This is a genomic window from Streptomyces griseicoloratus, from assembly GCF_014534645.1.
Classification (GTDB): Bacteria; Actinomycetota; Actinomycetes; order Streptomycetales; family Streptomycetaceae; genus Streptomyces; species Streptomyces griseicoloratus.
In genome coordinates this window covers 1-206 of record NZ_JACVQF010000146.1, presented here as the reverse complement: position 1 = coordinate 206, position 206 = coordinate 1, and the positions used below count along the sequence as shown (strand labels likewise).

Genomic DNA, 206 nt, shown 5'->3' with positions numbered 1-206 from the left:
AAGGCTTAGCTTCCGGGTTCGGAATGTAACCGGGCGTTTCCCCTACGCTATGACCACCGAAACCCTAATGGTTTCGAGCGAACAAGCACACTCTTCACTTGTCTGTTCTGCTCAAAGCCGGCAACGGTCGTTGCCTCAGAACTAACACAGTGGACGCGAGCAACTGAGGACAAGCCCTCGGCCTATTAGTACCGGTCACCTCCACA

General features: G+C 54.4%; 1 rRNA gene. It reads right to left on the bottom strand.

The features are described 5' to 3' along the window. Positions 1–61: ribosomal RNA gene (rrf, locus tag H0H10_RS04500) — 5S ribosomal RNA — on the bottom strand; the annotation flags it as partial. Between the last annotated feature and the right edge of the window lie 145 nt (positions 62–206).